Source organism: Synechococcus sp. TAK9802 (assembly GCF_014279535.1).
Taxonomy (GTDB): Bacteria; Cyanobacteriota; Cyanobacteriia; order PCC-6307; family Cyanobiaceae; genus Parasynechococcus.
In genome coordinates, this window is record NZ_CP047937.1 from 203,530 (window position 1) to 219,965 (window position 16,436).

Annotated in this window: 16 protein-coding genes and 1 tRNA gene; 8 read left to right on the forward strand and 9 right to left on the reverse strand. The window is 64.1% G+C overall.

Annotated features, from left to right (window positions below):
• Positions 1–51 precede the first annotated feature (51 nt).
• Together rdgB and SynTAK9802_RS01055 are read right to left on the reverse strand one after the other, a co-directional pair.
• Positions 52–633, reverse strand: a complete 582-nt coding sequence (gene rdgB, locus SynTAK9802_RS01050; RefSeq protein WP_186496869.1) for an RdgB/HAM1 family non-canonical purine NTP pyrophosphatase — start codon at positions 631–633, stop codon at positions 52–54.
• On the reverse strand, positions 630–2,093 hold the full coding sequence (locus tag SynTAK9802_RS01055; protein WP_186496870.1) for a phosphoglucomutase/phosphomannomutase family protein: 1,464 nt from the start codon (positions 2,091–2,093) through the stop codon (positions 630–632). Before SynTAK9802_RS01055 ends, rdgB begins: the two co-directional genes overlap by 4 nt.
• A gap of 53 nt (positions 2,094–2,146) precedes the next feature.
• Here SynTAK9802_RS01055 and SynTAK9802_RS01060 point away from each other — a divergent pair, with 53 nt between their 5' ends.
• Positions 2,147–3,622: a TM0106 family RecB-like putative nuclease gene (locus SynTAK9802_RS01060; protein WP_186496871.1), complete on the forward strand. Its 1,476-nt coding sequence runs from the start codon at positions 2,147–2,149 to the stop codon at positions 3,620–3,622.
• On the opposite strand, the gene SynTAK9802_RS01065 is transcribed toward SynTAK9802_RS01060, so the two are convergent.
• Entirely contained in the window at positions 3,604–4,398 is a 795-nt protein-coding gene (locus SynTAK9802_RS01065; protein WP_186496872.1) for a glycine cleavage T-protein, read from the reverse strand. The two genes, SynTAK9802_RS01060 and SynTAK9802_RS01065, sit on opposite strands and share 19 nt — an antisense overlap.
• Positions 4,395–4,967: an orotate phosphoribosyltransferase gene (gene pyrE, locus SynTAK9802_RS01070; protein ID WP_186496874.1), complete on the reverse strand. Its 573-nt coding sequence runs from the start codon at positions 4,965–4,967 to the stop codon at positions 4,395–4,397. The genes SynTAK9802_RS01065 and pyrE overlap by 4 nt, the downstream gene beginning before the upstream one ends.
• 56 nt (positions 4,968–5,023) lie before the next feature.
• Between pyrE and SynTAK9802_RS01075 the strand changes: the two genes are divergently transcribed.
• The 4 genes from SynTAK9802_RS01075 (at position 5,024) to SynTAK9802_RS01090 (ending at position 7,951) form a co-directional block, all read left to right on the forward strand.
• Complete coding sequence (locus SynTAK9802_RS01075) at positions 5,024–5,524, forward strand: hypothetical protein (protein WP_255487795.1); 501 nt, start codon at positions 5,024–5,026, stop codon at positions 5,522–5,524.
• 12 nt (positions 5,525–5,536) lie between these two features.
• Positions 5,537–5,609 (forward strand) — tRNA-Ile (locus SynTAK9802_RS01080).
• A 13-nt stretch (positions 5,610–5,622) separates the two neighbouring features.
• Complete coding sequence (locus tag SynTAK9802_RS01085; protein ID WP_115081543.1) at positions 5,623–6,906, forward strand: hemolysin family protein; 1,284 nt, start codon at positions 5,623–5,625, stop codon at positions 6,904–6,906.
• 37 nt (positions 6,907–6,943) lie between these two features.
• Positions 6,944–7,951, forward strand: coding sequence for a Gfo/Idh/MocA family protein (locus SynTAK9802_RS01090; RefSeq protein ID WP_186496878.1), 1,008 nt, complete (start codon positions 6,944–6,946; stop codon positions 7,949–7,951).
• A 15-nt stretch (positions 7,952–7,966) separates the two neighbouring features.
• Here the strand turns inward: SynTAK9802_RS01090 and SynTAK9802_RS01095 are convergent, their stop codons facing one another.
• Positions 7,967–11,128: a glycoside hydrolase family 15 protein gene (locus SynTAK9802_RS01095; protein WP_255487796.1), complete on the reverse strand. Its 3,162-nt coding sequence runs from the start codon at positions 11,126–11,128 to the stop codon at positions 7,967–7,969.
• 63 nt (positions 11,129–11,191) lie between these two features.
• On the opposite strand from SynTAK9802_RS01095, the gene SynTAK9802_RS01100 reads away from it, so the two are divergent.
• Complete coding sequence (locus tag SynTAK9802_RS01100; protein WP_186497925.1) at positions 11,192–11,926, forward strand: WecB/TagA/CpsF family glycosyltransferase; 735 nt, start codon at positions 11,192–11,194, stop codon at positions 11,924–11,926.
• Positions 11,927–11,930: 4 nt separating this feature from the next.
• Here SynTAK9802_RS01100 and SynTAK9802_RS01105 read toward each other — a convergent pair whose 3' ends face one another.
• Complete coding sequence (locus SynTAK9802_RS01105; RefSeq protein ID WP_025362038.1) at positions 11,931–12,074, reverse strand: photosystem II reaction center protein K; 144 nt, start codon at positions 12,072–12,074, stop codon at positions 11,931–11,933.
• A gap of 31 nt (positions 12,075–12,105) precedes the next feature.
• Complete coding sequence (gene tgt / locus SynTAK9802_RS01110; RefSeq protein ID WP_186496882.1) at positions 12,106–13,224, reverse strand: tRNA guanosine(34) transglycosylase Tgt; 1,119 nt, start codon at positions 13,222–13,224, stop codon at positions 12,106–12,108.
• Between the two features lie 29 nt (positions 13,225–13,253).
• Between tgt and cobS the strand changes: the two genes are divergently transcribed.
• Positions 13,254–14,024, forward strand: coding sequence for an adenosylcobinamide-GDP ribazoletransferase (gene cobS / locus SynTAK9802_RS01115; protein ID WP_186496885.1), 771 nt, complete (start codon positions 13,254–13,256; stop codon positions 14,022–14,024).
• Here the strand turns inward: cobS and SynTAK9802_RS01120 are convergent.
• Positions 13,984–15,105, reverse strand: a complete 1,122-nt coding sequence (locus SynTAK9802_RS01120; protein ID WP_186496887.1) for a sensor histidine kinase KdpD — start codon at positions 15,103–15,105, stop codon at positions 13,984–13,986. The genes cobS and SynTAK9802_RS01120 overlap by 41 nt on opposite strands.
• Before the next feature lie 341 nt (positions 15,106–15,446).
• On the opposite strand from SynTAK9802_RS01120, the gene SynTAK9802_RS01125 reads away from it, so the two are divergent.
• Positions 15,447–15,815, forward strand: a complete 369-nt coding sequence (locus SynTAK9802_RS01125) for a DUF3155 domain-containing protein (RefSeq protein WP_011363271.1) — start codon at positions 15,447–15,449, stop codon at positions 15,813–15,815.
• Here SynTAK9802_RS01125 and SynTAK9802_RS01130 read toward each other — a convergent pair whose 3' ends face one another.
• On the reverse strand, positions 15,816–16,388 hold the full coding sequence (locus SynTAK9802_RS01130; protein WP_186496889.1) for an alpha/beta hydrolase: 573 nt from the start codon (positions 16,386–16,388) through the stop codon (positions 15,816–15,818).
• Positions 16,389–16,436: the final 48 nt, after the last annotated feature.

Consider the following 16,436-nt stretch of genomic DNA (forward strand, 5'->3'; position numbering starts at 1 on the left):
GCCTCACCGTACAGACCATGCCACGAGAGCCTTTGTATCCCAGGTTCTTCTTCAGCTTGCTTCGAGCAACTGGCGCAACTTGGGTTCCAGGAGGCTGAAGGCTTTGCCGCGGTGGCCGTGCTGCTTTTTCTCCGCCAACGGCATCTCGGCGAAGGTGCGGCCGGTTCCAGCAACTTCGAAAATCGGGTCGTAGCCGAACCCCTGATCTCCCCGGGGTGTGGCCGTGATCAAGCCGTCGCAGCGGCCTTCCACCTCCAGCAGGATCGTGCCGTCTGGGGCGGCGACACAGAGCGCGGCGCAGAAATAGGCCTGGCGTTGGTCTGAGCCGTTCAGGGCCTTCAGCAGCCGGGCAATGCGTTCCGGGTCGGTGGGGGCATAGCGGGAGGAATGAACACCCGGAGCGCCATCAAGCGCATCAACGCTGAGGCCTGAATCGTCGGCCAGGGCCCATTCCCCTGTGGCGGCGGCAACCGCTTGAGCCTTGAGCCGGGCATTGGCGGCAAAGGTGGTGCCCGTCTCCTCCACCTCCAAGCCTTCTGGCTGGGGTTGCACGCTGACTGGCAGGGCCTGCAGCAGACCCTGGAATTCACGAATCTTGCCGGCGTTGCCGCTGGCGATCACAAGGGTCTTCATGCGGCCTCCGCAAACTGTCGGGCCCAAGCGAGAACCTCGTTCACCCGCTCGGCATCCGGCCCTTCGCAGTAGAGCCGCAGCAGCGGTTCCGTGCCGGAGAAGCGCAGCATCAGCCAGTGGTTCGGCCCCATCCTCAGCTTGATTCCGTCGGTGCTGATCACCTCCAGCACGTCTGCGCCGGCGACGCTCGAGGGCGTGCTCTGGTACAGCAGCGTCTCGAGCCGTCGGCGTGCCTCCATGTCGGCCAGGCGCAGGTCGAGTCGGTCGTAGTGACTGCTGCCTCCATGCTGTTGCTGGAGTGCATCCAGACGCGCACCCAGGGGTTGCTTCCCTTCCACCAGGGCTTCCAGCACCAGCATCGCCGCGAACAGGGCGTCCCGCTCGGGCAGGTGCATGCCGAAGCCCACACCACCGGATTCCTCTCCGCCGATCAGCACATCCCCGGCCAGCATCTCTGCGGCGATGTACTTGAAGCCCACCGCGAGCTCCAAAACGTTGCGTCCCTGGGCCTCCGCCACCAGCCGCATTAGATCCGAGCCGCTCACGGTTTTGACCACGGCGCCCGGCAGCTGGCGGGCTCGGGCCAGGTGATCGATCAACAGGGGCATCAGCAGCTGGGTGCTGCAGAACCGGCCGGTTTCATCCACGGCAGCGATGCGGTCACCATCGCCGTCGAACACCAATCCCACCGCAGGAGTTCCGGCGGCCGTTGAGGCTTTCACGGCCGCGATCAACGCCCCGAGGTAGGGCGCCAGGGGTTCCGGTGGATGACCGCCAAACAAGGGATCACGGTCGCTGCGGATCTCTTCCACAACGCCAGCGGCTTCAGGGCCGAGCAGTTCCGTCACACATCCGGCGGCTGAGCCGTGCATCGGATCGACGATCACCTTGAGGTTGATGGCCTTGAGGCCATCAACCAGGGCCTTCAGGTCCAACTTGCGGCGCAGCCCTTCCAGATGCTCGCCGCGCCCATCAAACCGGGGGACCTCCGCCTTGATCGGTGCCGTGATGCCGCCGGCGGCAAGACGTCGTTCGACTGCGGCCGTGAAGTCTCCCTCGACCGATCCACCAAAGGGTCCTTTGATCTTCAGCCCCAGCCATTCCGGTGGGTTGTGACTGGCGGTGATAACCAACGCTCCCAGGGCTTTGCGCTCCACCACGGCCCAGCTGCAGGCCGGCGTGGGCACAGCGGTGTCGGTGAGCAGGGGTTCCAGTTCACAACCACGCACAGCGGCTGCGATGGCTTCCGCCAGTTCTGGAGCCAGAAAGCGCCGGTCGTAACCGATCACCACCGTTCGGCTGTTGAGACCTTCGGGGGCGCGATGGGCGAGCTCCTGAGCCGCGGCAGCAGCAACGGGCAACAACCGCTCAACCGTGATGTCGACGCCGGTGATCCCGCGCCAGCCATCGGTGCCGAACTTGATCGGAGCTGGACTCAGAGGGAGGGGAGCCGATGCCATGGCACAGCCTGCACTTCAGTGGATCTAGCAGCTGGCAGCCGTAGGGTCGGCGGATGGGTGACACCCCGGCTGCCGACAACGCTCTCACCGACCGGTTGCTGCGCAGTTGGCTGCGTTGCCGTCGCAAGGCCTGGCTCGATCGCCACGGGAATCCTGCCGAGCGGCGTTGGACGGCCCATCGCAATCTCCTGCTGGACGACCAGCAACGCTGTTTTGTGGCCTTGCTCCCCCGCAAGCCTGGCCATGGCATCGCTGCCTGTGCTGCCGGAGCCGAGGCCGTGGTGGGTCTGCGCCTGAAGGGGCTTGGCCCATCCGGTGAGTCGTTGGAGGCACACCCTCCACTGCTGCGGCGGGTCAAGGGGAAGAGCCGCTGGGGTGACTTCGCCTATCAACCGGTGCTGGCCCGTCAGGGCCGCCGCACCACCCGGGAACATCAGCTGCCGCTGGCGCTGATGGCCCTGTTGCTTGCGCAGCATCAGCAGGGGGACGTTCCGTCGATGCTGGTGCTCGGCGGTGGTGGCCGGCGCCTGGAACAGGAGCGGCTGCATCTCTCCAGTGGTCTGCGCCGACAGCTGTCCGAGGGGCTGCGCAAATTGCGCTCTGACCTCGAGCGCCCGGTTCCTCCTCCGCTGGCCGCTGACCGGCGCAAGTGCTCACTTTGCAGCTGGCGTGTCGCCTGCAATGCCGTGGCGGCGGAGGAAGGGCATCTGAGCGAGGTCAGCGGCATCGGCGCCAAGCGGCGCGAGATGTTGCTGGAGCTTGGGATTCGCGGCTTGTCCGATCTGGCCGCGGCTGATCCGTTGCAGCTCGCCGAGCAGCTGCACCGTTTTGGGGATCAGCATGGTGAGGTGGCCGCATCCCTGGTGGCTCAGGCCCGGGCGCAGCGGGATGGACGGGTGGAGCGTTTGGATGCCTCAGCGGCACTGCCGGAACTTCAGGACTGTCCTGGTGTGCTGCTCTACGACATCGAATCCGATCCCGACGCCCGTCACGACTTCCTTCACGGTTTTCTGGTGTTGCCCAGAACCAAAAGCGGAAACTGGGATCTGGCATCCGTGGCGTATCACCCGATCCTGGCTCTGGCGGAGCATGGTGAAGCCCGTTGCTGGCTCCGTTTGCAACGGTTGCTGAATCGCTATCGGGGTTGGCCGATCCTCCACTACGGGGAGACAGAAAGCCTGGCCTTAAGGCGTATGGCTGAGCGGCAGGGTGCTGCCGAGGCCGAGGTGCTGCAGCTTCGTCAGCGGTTGGTGGATGTGCATGCCCGGGTCAGACATCACTGGCGCCTGCCCCTGGCCAGTTATGGCCTCAAGGCCGTGGCTGTTTGGCAGGGGTTCCAATGGAGTCAGGCCGGTGTGGATGGGGCCAGGGCCCTGCTCTGGTGGCGGCAGTGGCAGGGGGAGGGGCCCGATCGACGCGGCACCAGGCACGGGCTGCGCTGGATCTTCGATTACAACCGCGACGACTGTCTGGCCACCTGGGCCGTAGCCGACTGGTTGCTTGAACAGGATCAGGCGTCGGGATCCTGAAACGCCTCAGGTTGACGGATCTGGAGCTGTTCTCCGTTGGGACCTTCCAGCGTTGGACTGGCCAGGCACTGGCGGCGCACCAGGGCCAGCCCAAGCCAAGTGCCATCGTGTTCGAGCGCACTGGTGATCACCCCGGCTCGCTCGCCATCCAGCGTGAGCTTGGCGGCGGCCGCAAGTGGACTGGGGCAGCTCCAACAGCGCAACTGTTGCTTCACTCCTGCCTGGCCGATGAGTTTGGCCATGGTCTCCTGGCCGAGGTAGCAGCCTTTCTCTGTGCTGACCTGAGCGATGAGCCCAAGCTCCAGGGGGTTGGTCTCGCCATTGAGTTCACCGGGGCCCGGGGGGAATCCGCTTTGAAGCCGCCATTGCTCCAGAGCCGTCGCGGTGGCTGCTTCCCCTGATGTCCAGGGTTCCGGAAGGGCCGCATCCGGATCGCACCACACGGCTGCAGCCATGGGCTCGAGCCACTGCAGTCGGCGCAACTGGCCCAGGGGTTGGAGGCGAACCCGATCGGCTGGAAAGATCACCTGATCAAATCCAGAGTGAACGGCAGAGGCCTCTCCCGCCAGAACGATCACATCGGCCCCCTCTGCATCGAAACGAAGTTCCAGCACGGCCCGCAAGCGTCCCGTTGCGGTCAGCCAGCAGGTCTGAAGCAGATCCCCGGATTGGAGTGCGTTGAGGTCAGCACTGGTCTGCCCCTGAAGAAACTGGCGTGCTCCGCTGCCGTTCAAGCGCAGCCAGGGAACCTGGGCGTCCCAAAACAACTTGCTCATGCCGGCGTGAAGGCGGCGATTTCAGACAGCTTGAAAAGGCTGATCAGTTCAAGATTTTCAGCCGTCATCGCAGCGTCACCCCCTTCTTCCCGGTCGACGATGGTGACGACCCGCTCCACCTTGTAGCCGGCGTCGCGCAGCTGCCGAACTGCCTTGAGGGATGAGCCTCCTGTGGTGACAACGTCTTCCAGCACGGTGATACGTGCCCCGGGGGAAGGGAGCGGACCCTCCAGCCAGGCACCGGTGCCGTGGCCTTTGGCTTCCTTGCGCACGATCAGCGCATCCAGCTCCCGACCTCGATCGGCGGCGGCCATGGCAACACCGCTCACAAGTGGGTCTGCTCCGAGGGTCAGCCCAGCCACGGCCAGCGCATCGGCCTCCACGTGGGTGAGCATCGCCCGGCTGATCAGCGCCAGGCCGGAACCGCTCAGGCTCACGGGTTTGCAGTTCACGTAGTGCTCGCTCTTGCGGCCTGAAGCCAGGGTGAAGTCTCCGCGTCGGTAGGCCAGGGTGGCCAGACGGTTCAGCAGTTGCTCCCGCTCAGTCGGGACACTCGACGATTCAGACATGGGGCTGGCCGCGCTTCGCAGATGTCCTTAGTTTGCGCTTAGAGCTGATTCATCCGGTGCTGCTGCGGTCGTTCTTTGGTTCGAGCCTGCTTCTGCTCGCCGGCCCATCGGTGTTGGCGGGTCCGTTGGTCTGCACCACCAGTGTTGAGGCGCCTCCGCCCGGCAGTGGTTCCGCTCCCGTCGAAGTCACGGTGTGCCACCCCACGGAGACCACCAGTGAGCTAGTCAACCGTCGCTTTTACACCTGGACCTCACCCATGGCCCGGGGCGTGGACCCCCTACATCAATTGACCGATGTTCTGGGGATCGCGGTTGGCGGCATCGAGGGGAACCGGTTCATGGGATTCGGCTTCCCCGACCAGAGACTGATCTGGGATGGGTCTGCACTTCAGAATACGACGGGAGCTCTGCTGGACGAGCAGAGTCCGCCGTTGCCGATGCGAACCCTGGACATCTCGAGCGGTTTCAATGGCAGCCTGGCGGCCACCGAGACCATCGAAGCCGTGCCGGATGCGCCCTCGGACGATCACTTCCCCGGCGTAACTCCCCTGTGGTAACACTCTCCCTAAGGGGGTCTAGCAATCTGGTGAATGCAGCGAACTCATAATTCGCCTAAGGCGAGTTCGATCCTCGCGACCCCCATTCCCCCCTGTTGATGCGGCTTCTTCTGCTGGCTGTTCTGCTGGTTCTGCCGGCCTTCTTCGCGGCTGCAGAGGTGGCCCTGCTGCGGCTACGCCCAAGCCGCGTTGAAGTGCTCGTCGAGGAAGAGCAGGCCGGGGCCCGTTCCATCCAGCGTCTTCAGCGACGCCTGCGGCGCGCTCTGCTGGTGTCTCAACTGGGTGCAACCCTCGCTCTGGTGGCCCTTGGCTGGGCTGGCCGTGGTCTGGGGGGGCGGCTCTGGTCAGATGGGTCTGTGGGTGTCGCTTGGCGCGATACAGCCTTGTTCCTCAGCATCGTGCTGCTGGCCACGCTGGTGGCTGGTTTGCTGCCCAAGGCCTGGGTGTTGAACCGTCCGGAATCTTCGGCGCTTCGCCTGGTGCCGCTGCTGGAGGTGGTGATGCGCTGCCTGGCTCCACTGCTCAACCTGCTTGAGGCGCTGGCGGGCCTGTTGATGCGCCTGCTTGGCCTGGCTCCCCAATGGGATGTGCTGGTGCCAGCCCTTTCCGCTGGTGAACTGGAAACCCTGGTGGAATCCGGACGGGTCACGGGGTTATTCCCAGATGAGAAGAACATCCTGGAAGGTGTCTTCGCCCTGCGGGACACCCAGGTGCGGGAGGTGATGGTGCCGCGCTCCGGGATGGTCACCCTGCCGGCCACGGTTCGTTTCGCGGAAATGATGGAGGCCGTGCACCACACCCGTCATGCCCGCTTCCCGGTGATCGGTCAGTCGTTGGATGACGTGCGCGGTGTGCTGGATCTGCGTCAGATGGCCGAACCGATTGCGCGGGGTGAGCTCCAGGCCGATTCGTTGCTCGAGCCCTATCTCCAGCCTGCGGTGCCCGTGCTGGAGACCTGCACGCTGGCGGAACTGCTGCCGATGATCCGCAGCGGTCAGCCGCTGCTGCTGGTGGTGGATGAACACGGCGGCACCGAGGGGCTGGTGACCGCAGCTGATCTCACCGGAGAAATCGTTGGTGATGAGGATCCAGCCGAGACCGATGAACCGGATCTGATCGAAGAGAAGGACTGCCCCGGTGCCTGGCTGGTGGCCGGAGATCTCGAGATCTTCGAGCTCAATCGACAGCTCGATCTCGATCTGCCCGAGGCCGATGACCATCACACCCTGGCGGGCTTTCTGCTGGAGCGGCTCCAGCACATTCCATCCGCGGGGGAAGGGCTGCATTTCAACGGCCTGCAGTTCGAGATCACAGCCATGGCAGGGCCGCGGATCGAGCGGGTCCGGCTTGTTCTCCCCAGTTCAGAGGAAGATTCCGACTGAGGGCCGATAGTCTTCCCCTAATCGACCGCCTGCGCTGATGTCTCCCGACCCCATGGTCCCAGTCAAGGTCGGGGTGATCGGCATCGGCAACATGGGCTGGCATCACGCTCGGGTGCTCAGTCTTCTGCGGGATGCCGATCTTGTGGGAGTCGCGGATCCTGATGCTGAGCGCGGCAAGCTCGCCACTGAGCAATTCGGCTGCCGCTGGTTCGCCGACTACAACGCCATGCTCTCGGAGGTGGAGGCCGTCTGCATCGCGGTCCCCACGCTGCTGCACCATCCCGTCGGTCTAGCCTGCCTCCGTGCGGGTGTGCACGTTCTGATTGAAAAGCCGATTGCGGCCAGTCAGGACGAGGCCACTGCACTGATCGAGGCCGCTTCAGCGGCGGGGTGTCTGCTGCAGGTGGGCCATATCGAGCGGTTCAATCCTGCCTTCCGTGAGCTCACCAAGGTGGTGGCCAACGAGGAGGTGGTGGTTCTTGAGGCGCGTCGCCACAGCCCCCACTCCGATCGGGCCAATGACGTCTCCGTGGTGCTGGATCTGATGATCCATGACATCGACCTCGTGCTGGAGCTCGCGAAGGCGCCGGTGGTGCGGCTCGCCGCTGCCGGTGGTCGCAGTGCCGAAGGCCCGATCGATTACGTCAACACCACGTTGGGTTTCGAGAACGGTGTTGTGGCCAGCCTCACGGCCAGCAAGATGAGCCACCGAAAAATTCGCAGCCTCAGTGCCCATTGCCGTTCGAGCCTGGTGGAGACGGACTTCCTCAACCACACCCTGCATGTTCATCGCCGGGCCCACGAGTGGTATTCCGCTGATCACGGCGAGCTGCTGTATCGGAATGACGGCTTCATCGAGGAGGTGAGCACCACCTCGATCGAACCGCTCTATGCCGAGCTCGAGCACTTTCTGCAGTGCGTTCGCGGCCGGGAGACCCCTGCGGTGGATGGTCTTCAGGCCTCGCGGGCTCTCAAGCTGGCAGACCTGATCGAGCAGGCCGTCGAACACCCGGATACGGGAGCGCCCCTGTGCGCACCGATCTGAGGGCTTTCACTGGGATTACACCAGCCCCTGCTCTTCGGCCAGTTCCCGCAACGCCGTGATCTGCCAGCGGCGGCAGTCACCGGGTGAGGACCGATAAAACTGCCCCCAGGCCTGGGCCTTGTGTTGCGGGTAGTTCTCTGGACGAAGAGAGGGATGGCTCTGCTGCCAGCCCACCCTGACGGCATGACCGATCACCACGTCGAGGGCCAGGTCATCCTCGAAGCGCACCTCTGGATTGGCTTCGACAAAGGCCATCAGCGAAAGCAGGCATTCGCTGCAGAGTTGTCGGTATTCCGGCGCCTTGATCCGACTGAGCAAATGGTCGACCTGGGAGGCGAAATTGCGCTCCCCTGGCGTCTTCTCGAGGATGAGGCTGCTGTTAAGGCGATTGCGCCGCTCCAGCTTGTCGCCAATCACCAGGCCGCGGCAGTGCTGCAGCAGCGACCAGATCCCGGCGTAGAAATCGCGGGGAACTTTCTGGAAGGAACCCAGGCGGATGCGGTGTTGAAGCCAGTCCCCACCCCCCGGTGTTTCCTCCAACGGGTCAGGCACTGACCACTGCACCCGGCCGCTCACGTGCAGCTGTTCGCCGCGTTGCAGGGCTGCTCTGGCATGGTCCACATCGGCGAGCACGGCGCGCAAGCGCTTGCGAATTGCGTGGGGTGCTTCGCTGCAGAGGGCTTCAAAGGCTTCGTCCTGACTGAGCGTTTTCTCCACGGCCAGCTCTGATGTCAGCAGCAGCATCAGCTGCCCCAGCTGAAGGGTGAGGCTCCCCTTCAGCAGCGCTGGCTCCCGCCGCGCCACGCTGTCGAGGGCGAGCAGGAGTTCCTGTTCGAGCATGCGTTCACGGCCGTCGATTCCGCTGGTGGTTTCAATCCGCTCGGCGATGGCGGCACTGTCCATCGGCTGACGCAGCCGGGAGTCGCCGGTGTAGTTGCGCCCCACCACCACCTGTTTCTGACGCACGAGAAGATCGGTGAGGGCATCTTCGAGTTGGGGATGCACCATTCCCATGGCGCCAGCACAGCGCCGCACAACGTTCCAGTCCTCACAACGCAAGCCCCGTTGATAGACCTCCTCAAGCAGGGTGCGCAGGGCCACCGGATGGCCCTCGGGGCTGCGTTGAATCCCCTGGGGGCCAAGACGCCGTTGCAGCAACTCGAGCACTTCCGCCTGTTCATGCAGCAGCGCACTGTTCCAGAGGCGCTGGCTCAATTGTTCGATCGGTGTGTCATCCAGCTCCTGCTCCTCTGCGGCGGTCAGATCCCTCAGATCGGTGGCGTCGCGCAGAAGCGGCTTGGCTGGCTCGGAGCATGGAACCGGTTTCTGTTGGAGCGGCGGCAGCTGCACTTCCTGCGCCTGATCCACCAGTTCACTGAGGCAGCCCAAGCGGACGGGGATGCTTTCAATGACGCCGCTGCCGAGTTGCCGGGCCAGTTTGAGGATGACGTCGCGGTGCTGCTGGAGGGCTGCGTCGCGAATGGGGATCACCAGAAGGGGACGTCCCATGCCGCGCCAGTGCCGTTGCAGCAGATGCAGCTCGTCCACAACGGTTTCCACTAGCTCCTCCGGGTCATCGGCCAGATAGCTGCTGACGTCTTCCAGCACGGACGGGGTGAACACACGGATGGCGCCGTCCTGGCGGTAGACCCGAGCCGTGTCCTCGGTTTCCACCCGGTGCCCGGGGCGCCCGGTGAGCTCAAGCCGCGGATTGGTGCCGGCGGCTTTCAACCGTTGCTTCAGCTCGTCGGACGACTGCACGGAAATCATTGAGGTTGGGTCGATCGGCACCTCTGCAGCCAGCAGCGCCTGGCGCACGTCATCCGTCTCCGCAGCCATCGCCACAAGAACAGTGTCGGCGCCGAGCGACTGCGGCTCCCTGCGTCCACAGGGGTCAATGTCCTCGGGACGGATCAGATCGTCCAGCAGCATTTCCCCAAGCCACACCAGGCTCTGGGTCCAGATCAGCGGCAGGTTGGTGTTGGCCACCCGCTTTTGGCTGCCTGGATTGAGCCGTTCTTGAGCGACGGCACTGGCCGGCACCTGATAGAGCTCGGGGTAGAGACGTTCGCCGTCCTGTTCAACGGCCAGGGTCTTGAGCTGGCTGTGCAGGCGCCGGGCCTCGTCCCAGCGTCCTTCGCAGCAGGCGGTGACCAGTTCGAAGGCCAGAAACAACGGCCATTCCGACTCGATTCCTTCAAAGGCGGCGAGCTCCTCTGGTTCGTAGTGCAGGCGGTTGACGTCTTCCACCGCCGTCTGGTGACCATCCCGGAGGAAGCGTTTGTAGCCATAAGCCCCGCCGAGTTCGCGTCGAATACGCCGGCCGGTGCGCTCCACCAGGGCGGCATCTTCCACGGCCCAGGCGGGATAACCAATCACTGAGAGGCAGGCACTGTCTGCTTCCTTGCTGGCGGATTCCCGCGGCAGGAGCCCTTGCAGGGCGCGACGGAGGCGCACGATGGCCCCTTGGGGAATCAGCAGGATGCAGCTGCCGTCGCCATGGGGGCCGTAGAGGTCAAGCCCATCCAGGGCCTCCAGGGCGGCTTTGGCCATGCCGATGGAGCTGGCATTGCGCTCCGGTAAACCATGGTTGCCTTTGTCGCCCCGTTCCCAGATCCCGTAGTCGGGGGTGCGGTAGGCCCTGGCGATGTAGTGCACCAGGTTTTGGAGGAAATCCACTTCATCACGGCTTTGCACCACCGCGCAGTCGCCTTTGGTCAACTGCGCCAGCTGCAGCAGAAACAGGGAGGTGGCATCGAGTTGGAGATGCCCCCAGGCGTCGTCGGCTACCACCGGCTCGCCGGTGCAACTGTCGTATTTGGCGTGAAGGGCGTCGAGGGGGTTAAGGCTCTGCTTGAAGCGCTCCACCTTCTCGGCCTGCCGCATCATCGAGCGCATCAGGCCGCGCATGAGGGCCACCACTCGCTGCTCCAGCTCCCAGGCGCGCAGGCTGTTCTGCCCCTGCTGACGGCGGTGGGCCAGGGCCAGCCCCCAGACACACTGCACTGAATAGACGCAGTCCCGCACCCAGGCATCGCCGTAGTTGCCATGGATGGTGTGAGCGGTGCTGGCGGGGAGCAGGCCGCTGATCGGGTCCTGCCGATCGAGAACCACCCGTTGGATGGATTGATCCAGACGCTGAAGGGTCGTGGCGTTGTTCTGCGGAAGGGTTTCCATCGTCGTCACAACCATGCCCTCATGCATCACCACCCCTAAATTCTCCAACGCAGCCCTATGGCTATGGACTCTGTCAGCACTGCTCCCGACGACCGTCGCCGCTTTCAGGTGCTCGGTGTGCCGGTGGATGCCTGTCGTGATGTCTGTGCAGCTGCACTCGGTTTGCATGCCCGCGGCGGCGGACGCATCGTCACCCTCAACGCTGAGATGACAATGTCGGCTCGGGCCGATGCCGCTCTGGGGCAGGCGATCGCAACCGCTGATCTGGTGATCCCGGATGGAGCTGGAGTGGTCTGGGCTCTGGGCCGTCAGCAGGTCCGGGTTGTCAAAACTGCCGGCATCGAACTGGCCTGGACTTTGCTGGAGTACGCCGCAACCCATCATTGGCGCGTGGCGCTGGTGGGGGCGACACCTGAGGTGATGGCAACACTGCGTGAGGAATTGCCGCAACGCATCCGTGGGCTCAACCTGGCTCTCGCGGTGGACGGTTACCAACTTCCCGAGGCCTGGCCGGGTGTTGAGGCTGAGCTCAAGGTGTTGAAGCCGGATCTCGTTCTGGTGGCCCTGGGGGTGCCGCGCCAGGAAACCTGGTCACAACGCGTGGCGTCCGGGCAGCCTGGGCTGTGGATGGGTGTCGGCGGCAGTTTTGACGTCTGGACCGGCATCAAAAAACGAGCTCCCGGCTGGATGTGCCGGATGCAACTCGAATGGCTTTATCGGCTCGTACAGGAGCCATCACGCTGGCGACGCATGCTGTCGCTGCCAGCGTTTGCTTTGAAGGTGATCCGGTTGGGCTGAGGCTTCAGCGGAAGCCCACAGAGGCCTGCCAAACGAAGGCCAGCAGTAGGAAGAAGACCGGGATCAACGGGAGAATGTCGATCAGCGGAGAGAAGGCCTGATAGGCCTCGGGCAGCTGTGCCAGCAGGTCGAGGGTGAAGGCGGCCATCCCTTGCATCAAAAAGGCGTTGGGCTGGACGCTACCACGTGTGATGGGCTGGCGAGTCTGGCTCCCAGGGAGCGAAATCCTCTGAAAAACAGCCGTCGCGAATGGCTTGTGCCATGGCCGAGGTGAAACGCACCAGATGGGTGATGTTGTGAATGCTCAACAAGGTGAGGCCCAGAAGCTCCTCGCTGCGAATCAGGTGATGCAGGTAGGCCCGGGTGTGACCGGTGCAGGCCACGCAGGAGCAGCTCGGATCCAGGGGGGTGTGGTCGTGGCGGAAGCGGGCGTTGCGCAGGTTCCAACGTTCACCGCCCACCAGGGCGGTTCCATGACGGCCGAGTCGGGTCGGTAAGACGCAGTCGAACAGGTCGATCCCGTTGGCCACGGCAATGGCCATCTCGCGCAGGGTGCCGATGCCCATCAGGTAGCGCGGTTTGTCTGAAGGAAGCAGGGGCGTGACATCCCGCACGATGCGATGCATCTCCTCAGCGGGCTCACCAACGCTGACGCCACCGACGGCAATGCCCGGCAGATCAAAGGAGGCGACGGCCTTGGCACTCTCCCGCCGCAGATGGGGGAAACAGCCGCCCTGAACGATGCCGAACAGCGCCTGATCCTCGCGGGTGTGGGCTTTGACGCAGCGCGTGAGCCAGGCATGGGTGCGGCGACAGGCATCGATGACGTCGTTCTCAGTCGCCGGATAGGGCGGGCACTGGTCGAAGGCCATGGCCACATCCGCCCCGAGGGCCATCTGGATCTGGGTGGCATGTTCCGGGGTCATGTCGATTGTGCGTCCATCGCGGGGGTTTCGGAACACCACCCCATGGTCATCGATCTTGTTCAGGTCCCCCAGGCTGAACACCTGAAAGCCACCGGAGTCAGTGAGCATCGGGCCGTTCCAGCCCATGAACCGGTGCAGGCCACCGGCCGCCGCCACGATCTCCTCCCCCGGTTGCAAGTGCAGGTGGTAGGTGTTCGAGAGCACCATCTGGGCTCCCGTGCGCCCGAGCTGCTCCGTGCTGATCCCCTTGACGGTGGCCAGGGTTCCCACCGGCATGAAGCGTGGTGTGTGCACCGGCCCATGCGGGGTCTCAAAGGTGCCGCACCGTGCTGATGTGTTGGCGCAATGCGCGTTGATTTCGAAGCCGAACACGACTGATCCGCCCCTGTATTGACCCTACGGTGAGGGCCGATTGCATTCCTCGCGCCATTCCCAGGATCGTTCCGCCCTGGCTTTCCGATCTGGCGGGAGCCTGGATCTTCTACACGGTGCTGCCCGCATGGCCCTGGCCGCAGCCCTCGTTTCAGCGCATTGCCCGCTTCGCCCCCTGGATGGGGCTGCTGATTGGTGCGTTGCAGGGGCTGCTCTGGATTGGTCTGTCCAGGCTCTCCTGGCCTCCGGCGGCTTGTGCCCTTTGCGTGGTGGCTCTCGGCATCCAGCTCAGTGGTGGCTTGCACCACGACGGCCTGATCGACACGGCGGATGGCCTTGGGGCGCCAGCGGAGCGGCGGCTCGAAGCGATGGAGGACAGCCGGGTGGGCGGCAGTGGTGTGCTGGCTCTCGTGATGGTGCTGCTGCTGCAGGTTGCAGCATTGATCCAGCTGGGGGGGCAGGCCCCGCTCGGGCTCTGCCTGGCGGCGTTCTGGGCCCGGGTGGCACCGCTATGGGCCATGGCACGTTTCGACTACCTCCGCGCTGATGGAACCGCAGCGTTTCATCGCGAGCACGGCAGGCCGCTCTGGGATGCCCTGCCCTCACTTCTGGTGGTGGTTTTCTTGGCCGGTTGGGTGGGGGCCATGCCCCTTCTCCTGGGGGGAGTGGTGGCGATCCTTGTCGCCCAGAGCCTTGGGCAACGATTGGGGGGGCACACCGGTGACAGCTATGGAGCAGCTCTTGTGCTCACCGAGATGATCACGTTGTTGGGTCTGGCCTTGTTCCTGCCGGCCAGCTGAGGACGAATGCATTGCCCTGAGCGGGCAGATCCTGAGCGATTGTGGACGGCTCCACGCAGAGCGTGAGCTTGCGGCCCTCCTGCTCCGCCAGGGAGCGTGCAAGGGCGAGCCCAAGGCCGGTGCCCGCCCGGTCCTGTCCGGTGGACCCCCGTGCTCCCCGCTCGAAAATCAGGTCGCGCTCTTCCAGGGGGATCGGCGGCCCGTTGTCCCAGACGCAGAGCCCATCGGGCAACAGGCATAGCCCCACGCTGCAGCCCGCTGGGCTGTAACGGAAGGCGTTCTCAAGGAGGTTGGCGACGATCTCCGCGATCGTTCCGTCCTGGGACGGTTGATCAATCCACTGGGGCCATAGGTCTGGTCCCCGCCAGGGTCGGCCCTGCAGGCTTGCCGTCGCTTCCGCCCGCTCCAGCAGAGGCATCAGCAGGGTTCGCATGGTGGCCTCACCTTCGGCAGGCCCTGGGGGCAACAGGGTGGGGCCAAGGGGGTCCTGTTCGGGGAGACGTCGTTGCCCGAGGCCATCGAGCACGTCGATGTATTGGCCGAGTTGGCGTTGTTCCGAGAGCATTCCCTCCACGAGTGGGCGGTGGGAGCTGTCGGCTTCGAGCCGCCGCAGCAGCAGTTGGGCGTAGGTGCGCAGGGCGGCCAGTGGATTGCGCAGCTGATGCACGAGGGTGCGCAGCTGCTCGTTTTGTTGGCTGAGTTCCTGGCGAAGTTGCAGGCATTCCAGGTCACGCCCCAGGGCGTGGCTGATGGCGGCGGCACTGCGCCGCATCCGTTGGTCCAGGGTCAGCGTCCAGCTCCGCTGCGGATCCAGGTCCGCGCGCAGGGCTCCCAGGATCAGACCGGCATCCTGGAGGGGGTACCAGCGCCGACTCTCGTGCGGCAGGCGCAGGTTCGGGTCTGCGTCGGCAGGGGGAAGCGATCGTTCATTGGCTGACCATTGCCGGATCAGCAGCAGTGGCGGGCCTTGCTGATTGGGTGGCGCACTGACGTACAGCCCCAGATGCTGGATGCCTTCTTTGGCGGTTAGATCAGCCAGCTGTTGATCGGTGAAATCGAAGAATCGATCGGTGAGCTGCATCAGTTCCGGACGATCAATTCAGGCGCTTGGGCAAGCCTGCGCCACGGGGACTTGAAAAATCTGGGAAAAGTCTTAAGATCCTCTTATCGACCGAGGCGTCTGTTCACCATGAACAGACGCTCGCCAGCTCTCACAACGGTTGCAATTGCTTCGCAACCAAAGCTACAGCAGAGGTTGCAGTGTCCTCCGCTGGTTTCCGCTTGGGTGTTGGTGTCCTGCCGGTGATTGTGGTGTGTCTGCAATTGCCCCGACGCTTCCCTTGCGTCTGGCGTTTTCGCGCCGACGGCACCTGTTTGTTCTGACGATCCACCCCGTTCTTCCTTTCGTACCGGAGCCCTTCCATGTCCAAGAAGCGCAAGCGCATTAGCCGTCGTCGCCTGGCAGGTCAGCGGGTCCTGGCCCATGTGCCAACCCATCACCTCGAAACCGGTGAGTACAAGCCCGTGACGGCCGCTCGTCGTTACATCGCTGAGGGTGGACTGGTGCCTCCGGCGTTGCTGAATGTGCGCCGCAATGAGCACACCACCGACCGCTTCTTCTGGGGTGAGAAAGGTCTGTTCAGCGCTCAATACGCCGAAGAGAACCATTTCCTATTCCCCTCATTGCGCACGATTGTTGATTCCATCGGTGAAGACAAGCTCTTCGAGGGGCTCGAGCTTGGCGCCGATGATTGGGAGGAAATGGAGGAGTACGAATACGCCTTCGTTTGATCAGGCGTTCTCCAGAACACGCTCGATAAACATCAGGATCGGCTGCACCGTCTCATCAGGGATGGTGTGGCCGTTTTTGAATGGAACTGTCTGATATTGATCAGGCTGCAATTGCGCAGCGATCGACTGCATGGCCTGGAACGGCACCACGGGATCGTCTGAACCATGCATCAGCAACACGGGGGGGTGTTGCTGGGGCGGAGCCCAGTTGGGGTGTGGATAGCCGCTGCAGCTGATCAGCCCTGCGATCGGCAGGGCGCAGCCGCCCTCCAGGGCCATGGCTCCCCCCTGGGAAAAGCCGAACACCACCGTTCGTTCGAGTCCAAGGCCTGAGCTGCTCAGGCTCTGAAGTTGAGTCTTGAGGTGTTCAACGGCCGCGGGCACGGCATCCCACTGGGCTGGGAACAGGCCGTACCACTGACGCCCTCCCGGTTGGTCGGGATGGTGCTCAGGAGCCTCCAGGCACACCACATCAAGGGTCCTGGAACACTCTCGCGCCAGGCGAACGCCCAGGGGTTTGAGATCCTCTCCGTTGGCTCCCCAGCCGTGGAGCAGCACCAGTCGGCCATCCATGGGGCATGAGCATCACTGCTGCGTAGGTTGGCTCACGACCCAGTCACG

Bases quoted from the DNA above. Each gene is read 5' to 3' on its own strand.
- rdgB (WP_186496869.1), bottom strand. From the start codon at position 633: ATGAAGACCCTTGTGATCGCCAGCGGCAACGCCGGCAAGATTCGTGAA.
- SynTAK9802_RS01055 (WP_186496870.1), bottom strand. From the start codon at position 2,093: ATGGCATCGGCTCCCCTCCCTCTGAGTCCAGCTCCGATCAAGTTCGGC.
- SynTAK9802_RS01060 (WP_186496871.1), top strand. From the start codon at position 2,147: ATGGGTGACACCCCGGCTGCCGACAACGCTCTCACCGACCGGTTGCTG.
- SynTAK9802_RS01065 (WP_186496872.1), bottom strand. From the start codon at position 4,398: ATGAGCAAGTTGTTTTGGGACGCCCAGGTTCCCTGGCTGCGCTTGAAC.
- pyrE (WP_186496874.1), bottom strand. From the start codon at position 4,967: ATGTCTGAATCGTCGAGTGTCCCGACTGAGCGGGAGCAACTGCTGAAC.
- SynTAK9802_RS01085 (WP_115081543.1), top strand. From the start codon at position 5,623: ATGCGGCTTCTTCTGCTGGCTGTTCTGCTGGTTCTGCCGGCCTTCTTC.
- SynTAK9802_RS01090 (WP_186496878.1), top strand. From the start codon at position 6,944: ATGTCTCCCGACCCCATGGTCCCAGTCAAGGTCGGGGTGATCGGCATC.
- SynTAK9802_RS01095 (WP_255487796.1), bottom strand. From the start codon at position 11,128: ATGGAAACCCTTCCGCAGAACAACGCCACGACCCTTCAGCGTCTGGAT.
- SynTAK9802_RS01100 (WP_186497925.1), top strand. From the start codon at position 11,192: ATGGACTCTGTCAGCACTGCTCCCGACGACCGTCGCCGCTTTCAGGTG.
- SynTAK9802_RS01105 (WP_025362038.1), bottom strand. From the start codon at position 12,074: ATGGCCGCCTTCACCCTCGACCTGCTGGCACAGCTGCCCGAGGCCTAT.
- SynTAK9802_RS01120 (WP_186496887.1), bottom strand. From the start codon at position 15,105: ATGCAGCTCACCGATCGATTCTTCGATTTCACCGATCAACAGCTGGCT.
- SynTAK9802_RS01125 (WP_011363271.1), top strand. From the start codon at position 15,447: ATGTCCAAGAAGCGCAAGCGCATTAGCCGTCGTCGCCTGGCAGGTCAG.
- SynTAK9802_RS01130 (WP_186496889.1), bottom strand. From the start codon at position 16,388: ATGGATGGCCGACTGGTGCTGCTCCACGGCTGGGGAGCCAACGGAGAG.